Origin of the sequence: Paratractidigestivibacter sp., assembly GCF_052362415.1 — a bacterium.
GTDB lineage: Bacteria > Actinomycetota > Coriobacteriia > Coriobacteriales > Atopobiaceae > Paratractidigestivibacter.
This window is the reverse complement of the sequence record NZ_DAWEMK010000005.1, coordinates 1-7,936: the sequence shown is the minus strand read 5'-3', so window position 1 is coordinate 7,936 and position 7,936 is coordinate 1. Positions and strand designations below refer to the sequence as shown.

At 65.0% G+C, this 7,936-nt stretch carries 7 protein-coding genes, 1 other RNA gene and 1 pseudogene; all 9 read right to left on the bottom strand.

Annotated elements, in window-relative coordinates; translation table 11 throughout:
- The coding region (locus ACT84W_RS01115) for a metallophosphoesterase (RefSeq protein ID WP_444327919.1) at positions 1-193 on the bottom strand (193 nt) is incomplete at its 3' end.
- Positions 194-533: 340 nt separating this feature from the next.
- Positions 534-1,181: a DedA family protein gene (locus tag ACT84W_RS01110; RefSeq protein WP_444327918.1), complete on the bottom strand. Its 648-nt coding sequence runs from the start codon at positions 1,179-1,181 to the stop codon at positions 534-536.
- Positions 1,182-1,278: 97 nt separating this feature from the next.
- An RNA gene (gene ffs / locus ACT84W_RS01105) (signal recognition particle sRNA small type) lies at positions 1,279-1,374 on the bottom strand.
- 49 nt (positions 1,375-1,423) lie between these two features.
- Positions 1,424-2,614 (bottom strand): Nramp family divalent metal transporter, encoded by a 1,191-nt coding sequence (locus ACT84W_RS01100; RefSeq protein ID WP_432290772.1) that lies wholly within the window; start codon positions 2,612-2,614, stop codon positions 1,424-1,426.
- A 146-nt stretch (positions 2,615-2,760) separates the two neighbouring features.
- Positions 2,761-4,485 (bottom strand): magnesium transporter, encoded by a 1,725-nt coding sequence (locus ACT84W_RS01095; RefSeq protein WP_444327917.1) that lies wholly within the window; start codon positions 4,483-4,485, stop codon positions 2,761-2,763.
- A 412-nt stretch (positions 4,486-4,897) separates the two neighbouring features.
- Positions 4,898-5,554 (bottom strand): CpsB/CapC family capsule biosynthesis tyrosine phosphatase, encoded by a 657-nt coding sequence (locus ACT84W_RS01090; protein WP_432290697.1) that lies wholly within the window; start codon positions 5,552-5,554, stop codon positions 4,898-4,900.
- A gap of 27 nt (positions 5,555-5,581) precedes the next feature.
- Positions 5,582-6,490 (bottom strand): CpsD/CapB family tyrosine-protein kinase, encoded by a 909-nt coding sequence (locus tag ACT84W_RS01085; RefSeq protein WP_444327916.1) that lies wholly within the window; start codon positions 6,488-6,490, stop codon positions 5,582-5,584.
- A 12-nt stretch (positions 6,491-6,502) separates the two neighbouring features.
- Positions 6,503-7,153, bottom strand: coding sequence for a YveK family protein (locus ACT84W_RS01080; protein WP_432290699.1), 651 nt, complete (start codon positions 7,151-7,153; stop codon positions 6,503-6,505).
- 279 nt (positions 7,154-7,432) lie between these two features.
- Positions 7,433-7,936, bottom strand: a pseudogene (locus tag ACT84W_RS01075) (glucose-6-phosphate isomerase); the annotation flags it as partial.

Genomic DNA, 7,936 nt, shown 5'->3' with positions numbered 1-7,936 from the left:
GGTCGGCGATGCCGTTGAGCATCTCGATCACGCGCTTGGGGGCGTAATCAGCCGGCAGGTCGTTGCGGGGGCCGTGGTACAGGAGATCGCCGAGGAGCACCACCCGATCGGGCTTCTCGGCCTCGATGGCGGCCATGAGGCGCTCGCACCAATCGGCAGCGCCATGGATGTCGGACGCGATGATGAGTTTCATTGGCTTTAGCCCCTTCCACGCTGCGTGCAGACATCACCCATGCTACTTCAGGCAGGCGGCGCCCGCGCAGATTTGTCGGTATCCAGCTCCGCAGCGTCGACTCTCACGCAAAAAACCTGGTGTCCAGCCCTCGGGCTAACCCCTTTGCGCAGAAACCCCGACGTCCAGCCCGGGGAGAGGGGCTGAGCGCCGGGGTTTCTGCGCGAGCAAGGCGGTGCCGGAGCTGGGCGTCGGGGTTTCTTCGCGGGCAAGGCGGTGCCGGAGCTGGATGTCGGAGTTTCTGCGCGCGGCCCTTATCAAGCGCCCTCAGGTACAGGGAACCTGACGGCCGCGGCCCGGCCTACGCCTGCTTCTTTGCGAACTTAGCCTTGACGAGGCCGACCACGGTCGGGATGATGCTCACCGCGACGATGCCGATGATGAGAAGCTCGAAGTGCTCCTGCACGAAGGGGATGCCGCCAAAGAAGTAGCCGAGCAGCGTGAACAACGTCGACCAGGTAATGCCGCCCAGGACGTTGAAGATCACGAAGTTGCGCCAGTGCATGCCGCCCATGCCCGCGATGAAGGGCACGAAGGTGCGGATGAACGGGAAGAAGCGACCGAGGAAGATGGCGAGGTGCCCCCACTTGTCGAGGAAGGCCTCGGACTTCTGGAGGCGCTCCGGGGTCATGGCCTTGACCTTGCCGGAGGCGACGATCTTGCGCCCAAAGAAGTGGCCGATCATGAAGTTGCACTGGTCACCGAGGATGGCGGCGCACCACGCGACCGCGAGCAGCGCGAAGATGTTGAAGCCGCCGTTATGGGCAAAGAAGCCCGAGGCGAAGAGCAGCGAGTCGCCGGGGAGGAACGGGAAGAACACCACGCCCGTCTCGATGAAGATGATCAGGAACACGCAGCCGTAGGCCATGAGCGGGCCGGCGGCGATCCAGGCAGCAATTGCGCTGCGGGGGTCGTGGAGCAGCTCTGCGATGAAGTTGATGAAGCCCATGCGGGTGAATCTCCTTTTTGGACGATGGTCAAAAAACCTCTGGTCACAAGTCTGCCCCGCGGCACAGGCCACGGGGCAGCTAAGTTACAAAGAAGCGCGCTCGATGGGAACGGGTGCCCGTCAGAGGCCCCTTATGGCTGCTGCCTCCCGGCCCTGACCAGGTTCGAGGTGTGACGTCACCCGCCCCCATCGAACACGCTCACAGGAAGGTACTCTACCATGAAGCGGCGCGGCGCCGCTCGCTAGAGCCCCATCGCCTGCAGAACGAACATAACAATGGTAAGAATCACCACGGCGATGATGGTGAACCAGGTGAGGCCGTTCCATGCGCGGCTGTTGCGGAAGCGGCCCATGACGTGGCGGTCGCTCGCGATGAGCACCATGAAGATGAGCAGCACGGGCAGGAGCACACCGTTGATGACCTGCGCGAGCATCATGATGCCGAAGAGGTCGACGTTCGGGATGACCACGACCACGGCCGAGAAGATGATGACGGCGGTGATGATGCCGCGGTAGACGGGCGCCTCGGCCCAGCTGCGGTCGCTGCCGCGCTCCCAGCCGAAGGCCTCGCAGATGGCGCTCGAGGTGATGCCGGGCAGCACGCACGCCGCGAGGAACGACGCACCGACGAGGCCCGCGCCGAAGAGCACGGTCGCGTAGTCGCCCACGAGCGGCTGCAGGGCGAGCGCCGCGTCCTCGGCGCTGCTCACCTGGATGCCCGCCGGGAAGAGCACGGCGCCCGTGGTCAGGATGATGAACCAGCTGATGGCGCTCGCCACGACGGAGCCCGTGACGGTGTCGATGCGCTGGTAGGGCAGGTCCTCGGCGTGCGCGTTCTTCTCGACGACGTTGGACTGCGCGAGGAAGATCATCCATGGGGCGATGGTGGTGCCGATGTTTGCCACGAGGACGCTGAAGTACTGCGGGTCGGTCGAGAAGCGCGGGATGAGGGTCGCGTTGAGGGCGTCTCCCCAGTCGGGGCCGACCATGACGCCGGCCACCACATAGGTGACGAAGACGCAGCTGATGGCCAGCAGGATTTTCTCGATGCGGTGGTAGGAGCCGCTCATGGTGAGCATCCAGATGGCGAGCGCGGCGATGGGCACGCTCACGATGGCGGGCACGCCGAAGAGCCCGAGGCCCGAGGCGATGCCGGCGAACTCGGAGAGCGTGACCGTGGTGTTCGAGATCAGCAGCGCGAGCATGGCGAGGGCCGAGAGGCGTACACCGAACTGCTCGCGGATGAGCGACGCGAAGCCCTTGCCCGTAACGCAGCCCATGCGCGCGGCGGTCTCCTGCGCGACGATGAGCAGCAGGCACATGACGGGCACGGTCCAGAGCTGGCCGTAGCCGAAGAACGCGCCGGCGCTGGAGTAAGTGGCCACGCCGCCGGCGTCGGCACCCGCGAGCGCGGCGACCATGCCGGGGCCCATCGCCGCGAGCACGCGCTTGGGGTCGAGCCTGCGGCGCGCGGTAGCCTGCGGGGCGCCGTCGCCCTTGGGAGCGGTCGGATTCGCGTCGGGCTTCTTTGCCGGGGACTTCTTTGTCTGGGGCTTCTGTGCCTCGGAATCGAGCGCCACTAGAGGACCACCGCCTTCACGATGACGATGGCGACGAACACGGCGAGCGCGACGACCATGGAGCACATCGAGAGCGCGAACCCGGAAGCGTCCTGGTTCTTCTCGTCACGTTTACGCAGGTACACAAGGTAAAGCGGGCTGAGCAGGAAGCTCAGCAGAATCGCGGCGGCTGCCGCAAAGAAGCCCGTGGACACCGACGCGAGCGCCGCGGGCGAGCCTGCGCGCACGACGCTGTCGAGCATGAGCGCCGCGAGCACCGCGACGGCAGCGAGCACGACGCCGATACCGAGGCTCTTTACCGTGAAGCCGAGCATCGAGGGCGAATCGTCGTCATCGGGGTCGTTCTGAAGGAAGAAGTTCGTGACGTAGCTGATGGAGTCGTCCGCGACGACGAGCGCGACGGGCATCGCGGCGCACATCAGCAGCACGGTCGAGCTGTCGACGCCCAGCGCGGGAAGGCCGACCGCCATGGCAGCGGCGCCCACGACCCACAGGAAGAACCACGCGTTGCGGCGAAGCAGCCAGACGAGATCGCCGCCCTGCGCGTTGTCGTCGTCGGAGGGAGCGCCGCCCGCGATCTGCAGGTCCTCTGCGTGCTCCTCTTCCAGGACGTCGAGCGCGTCGTCGACGGTGACGATACCGAGCATGTGGCCGTCGTCCGCCACGACGGGCATCGCGAGCAGGTTGTACTTGGCGATGTCCTCGGCGACGTCCTCCTGGTCGTCCTCGGGGCTCGCGGTGATGACCTCCTCGGTGCAGATGTCGCCGAGGCGGGTGTCGGGCTCGGACACGATGATCTGGTTTAACGTCACGACGCCGCAGAGCTTGTTGTCCTCGTCGGTGAGGTAGACGTAGCGGACGCTCTCGAAGTCCTCGTCGAGGCCGCGCAGCAGGGCGACGGCGTCGGCGACGGTCTTGTCCTCGGGCAGGGCGGCGAACTCGGAGGTCATGATGCGGCCCGCGGTGTCCTCGCGGTAGCCGAGCAGCTGGCGGATGGCGCGCTGCTCCTGGACGCCCATCAGGCGCATGAGCTCGGCGGCCATCGCGTCGTCGTCGAACTCGGCCATGGCTCCGGCGCGCTGCTCGTCGTCGAGCTGGGCGAAGACCTGGCCGCGCAGGCGCGGGTCGAGCCGCTCGATGATGTCGGCGATGTCGGCGGGGTGCATGTCGTCGAGGGTCTTGTGCGAGACGCTCAGCTTGACGTTCGAGAGGTCGCGCTCGACGAGGTCCATGTAGGACCAGGCGATGATCTTCTCGGGGATGGGCTTGCCGAAGGTGCGCGAGAGCTTGAGGACCCCGCGCTCGAGCGCCGGGCTCAGCGAGCGCAGGATTCCGCGGGCGCCGACCTCGGCGCCGAGCAGGCGCAGCTGCGTTGAGTTGGTGTCCGAGAGCTTGAGGTCGTTCACGCGGACGACGCGCATGCCGCGGGTATCCACGATCTGTTTGTTCAGGATGTCGCGCGCGATAAGGACCTCGTCCGGCTGCAGGTACGAGAAGCGGATCTCGGTCGCGGGGACCTTGAGGTGGATCTCCTTCTCGTCGTATGTGTCGACGTACTTGCGCCAGGAGATCATGAAGGGGGTGCGGCCGGGGCCCTTGAACGCGAGGCTGGTCACACGGGGGAAGACCTCGCCCGTGGCGATGCCGAGATCGGAAACAGAACCGATCTTCTCGCCGTCCGAGGCGTAGACCGGGTTGCCCATGAGTTGGGACAGGTAGATCATTCGTGCTCCTTAATGCGCTTGACGCCGGGGCGGCGTGGCTCGAGCACGCCGCAGGTCATCGACTGGCAGGTCGAGGTTTCATGCGGACCCTTCTACTTGGGGTTTAGGGAATTGACCGTTCGCCATTGTACAACATGCGTTCAGCCGCGAGTTCAGGGCAAAGAACAGGATTGTGTAAAGGTTGCGTCCCGGGTTTGCGCCACGCATGAATGGGAATGCTGTATTCGTGCAGGGAGCGGCGGCACGACGCAGCTTAATCGCAGACGCGTGCCCTCGCACTGTAAAGCGATAGCGACTCACGCTTGGCAGCTGCCAAAGTAGGGGCCCGCGGGAACTTGTTCCCCCGGGCCCCTGTCCATTTTCGAATGAGCTCACCGCCTGCGGCCAGCGCCAAGAAGAGCGGCGGAAGGCGCTAGCGGAAGTGCTTTCCGCGGACGACGTAGTCGCGGCGAGCTCGGTCGAGAAGCGCGTAGTGCTCGGGCTTGTGGGCGTCGCTCGCGATGTAGGTGTAGAGCTTCTCCTCGAACATGCGCTTCGCGGGCTTCTTTTCGCGGCCAAAGCGGCCACCGGCGACGAAGTCGGCGGATGCCTGGAGCTTGCAGCCCATGTTCACCAGGTTGCGGGCGATCTGGATGTCCTTCTGGATCGCGCGGTAACGCTCGGGATGGGCGATGATAACCGTGAAGCCCATCCCCTGGAGCGTGTAGATGGTGCGCTCGTACTCCTGGAAGTCGGCCGCCACGCAGCCGGTATCGAGCTCGAGCAGGAACTCCTCGGTCTCGGCGAAGCGCAGGTACGGGGCCCACTCCTCGACGCCGAGCTGCATGAGCTTGCGGTGCGCGACCTCGAAGCCCATGGCGACGTGCACCTCGGGCGCGGCCTTGGCCGCGGCGGCAGAGAACTCCTGGTACGCTGCGACCATCTTCTCGTAGTCGAAGTAGGGGCTGCGCGCGTGCGGCGTGCAGACCATCGACGTCACGCCGACGGCGCGGGCGGCCTCGAGCATGCGAAGGCTCGCGTCGAGGTCTCTCGCGCCGTCGTCGACGCCGGGAAGGATGTGGCAGTGCATATCACGCATTGCTAGGAAGTACCGCCGTTACTCGTCGAAGTCAGTGCGCGGCTGATAACCGGACTGCTTAAGGAAGGCCATCGTGCTGTCCGGAGAAGCGCTGGTGTTGGGCAGGGGCTTCAGACCCGTCACCGCGGGCGCAGAAGCGGCAACAGGAGCGGAAGCGGGGGCACTCGGGTGGACGACCTGCTGCGAAAGCGGCGCATCGGGAAGCTTGGGCGCGCCCTGCGAGGAGCTGGAGCTCTTGCGCACGCGCTTGCCATCCTTGTTGTAGTAGCTGTAGTAGTACTCGCTCTTCTCGTCCTCACAGAAGTTGAGCACCGTGCCCAGGACGTTGGCGCCAGCCTTCTTGAGCTGCTCGTAAGCGCCCAGGATCTCGTCGCGCTTGGTGAAGTTGCGGCGCACGACCAGCAGCATGCCGTCGACGTTCTGCGAGATGACGGCGCCGTCGACGAAGGCGGACAGCGGCGGCGTGTCGATAACAACGTAGCCGAACTCCTCGCGCATCTGAGCCACCAGGGACTTGAAGCGGCGGGATGCCAGGATGTCGACGGGGTTCGGGATGTGCGGCTCGCAATCGAGCAGGTACACGCCGGGCGTGGAGGTCTCGACCGCGGCGTCGTTCAGCTCGGTCTGCCCGGAAAGCACCGAGTAGATGCCCGCCTGAGCGTGGGTGCCGATCATATTCGCGAGGCTGCGGCGCCGAAGGTCGCAGTCAACGAGAAGGACTTCTTGTCCGCCGGCGGCGAGCGCTTGGGCCAGCGCGTACGAGATCGAGGACTTGCCCTCGTTGGGGATGGAGGAGGAGACGCCGATGACGTGCACCGGGTTATCCACAGAGGCGAACCGGATATTTGCGACGAGGGTCTTGACGGCGTTCTGGAGAAAAACGCGGTCGCCAGTGCCCTTGCCTGAAGTTGAGTTGGTTCCAAACATTAGTGATACCCCTTACATCTGGGGGACGCGCCCGATGACGGGGACACCCAGCAGTTCCTCGAGCTCTTCCTGGTTACGGATCCTGGTGTTGAGCATGTCGGACAGGACAACGATCGCGACCGCCGCAAAGAGGCCGGCAAGGAAAGCCACGGCGGTGTACAGCAGGCGGTTGGGGCCACTCGGGTCCTTGGGCGCCTCCGCCTGGTCGATGACGTTGATGGACTGGACGTCCATGACCTCCTGGGCGATGGACGAGACCTTCTGGGCCATGGTGTCGGCCACGCGGGCGGCGCCCTCGGGGTCGGTCCCGGTGACCGAAAGGGTGATGACGCGCGAGGTAGTCTCGGACGTGACGCTGACCTTATAGGCCTTGAGGTTCTGGAGGCCCAGGTCCTTGGCGGTCTCGTTGGTCACACGGTCGGAGTTCAGCAGCGTCGCGACGTCGTTCGTGACCATCTGCGAGGCATTGAGGTCGGAGTAGAGCGTCGAGGAGTTGCCCGAGTCGTTGTTCTTTACGAGAACGTACATGCTCGTGGTCGCCGTGTAGGTGTTGCTCATGAACAGCATGCTGAACATGCCCATGGCCAGTGCGCACGCCAAAGGAAGAAGCACCACGAGCTTGAGGTGCTTCTTCAGCAGGTTAATAAGTTCGAGGAGCGTCATGGGGTCTCGGGAATCCTTCCTAGTACAGGCCGGCCATAATGCAGACCGGAAATTGTCACCCCTCCTGCGATACTACAAACCTTAGCGATTTCTATTTTTAGGGGCACATGCACAAAAAGCCCCCGAGCCGTCCGCTTGGGACAGTCAGGGGCTTGGCGCGCCAATCCTGGCGCTGAGCGGGTTTTTAGCGCTTATATCGGCGGCGCAGGAGGGTGCCTGAGCCGCCGCGCAGGACCTCGGCGCGAGCCTCGGTCTTTTTTGCCCTTACGTGCTGCTTACTTACTTGCGGTTCTTGCGGTAGTACTCGATGAGGGCGCGGGTGCTTGCGTCCTGTTTCTCGAGCGCGGCGTCGTCGTGGAAGGCCGGGGTGATCTGCTTGGCGAGCTGCTTGCCGAGCTCGACGCCCCACTGGTCGAAGGAGTCGATGCCCCAGACGGTGCCCTCGACGAAGGTGATGTGCTCGTAGAGCGCGATGAGCTCGCCCAGGGTGTGGGGGTTGAGCTCGGTGCCGAAGATCGAGGTGGTCGGGCGGTTGCCCTTGAAGACGCGGGCCGGGACCATCCACTCGGCCGTGCCCTCGGCGCGGACCTCGTCGGCGGTCTTGCCGAAGGCGAGCGCCTTGGTCTGGGCGAGGAAGTTGCCGAGGAAGAGCTCGTGGACGTCCTGGTCGCCGTCCTTGGTCGGGTTCGCGGTGTTCGCGAAGGCGATGAAGTCGGCGGGGATGGGACGGGTGCCCTGGTGGATCAGCTGGTAGAAGGCGTGCTGGCCGTTGGTGCCCGGCTC

Coding starts and splice junctions, on each gene's coding strand:
- ACT84W_RS01110 (WP_444327918.1), bottom strand. CDS start 1,181: ATGGGCTTCATCAACTTCATCGCAGAGCTGCTCCACGACCCCCGCAGC.
- ACT84W_RS01100 (WP_432290772.1), bottom strand. CDS start 2,614: ATGGGCCCCGGCATGGTCGCCGCGCTCGCGGGTGCCGACGCCGGCGGC.
- ACT84W_RS01095 (WP_444327917.1), bottom strand. CDS start 4,485: ATGATCTACCTGTCCCAACTCATGGGCAACCCGGTCTACGCCTCGGAC.
- ACT84W_RS01090 (WP_432290697.1), bottom strand. CDS start 5,554: ATGCACTGCCACATCCTTCCCGGCGTCGACGACGGCGCGAGAGACCTC.
- ACT84W_RS01085 (WP_444327916.1), bottom strand. CDS start 6,490: ATGTTTGGAACCAACTCAACTTCAGGCAAGGGCACTGGCGACCGCGTT.
- ACT84W_RS01080 (WP_432290699.1), bottom strand. CDS start 7,153: ATGACGCTCCTCGAACTTATTAACCTGCTGAAGAAGCACCTCAAGCTC.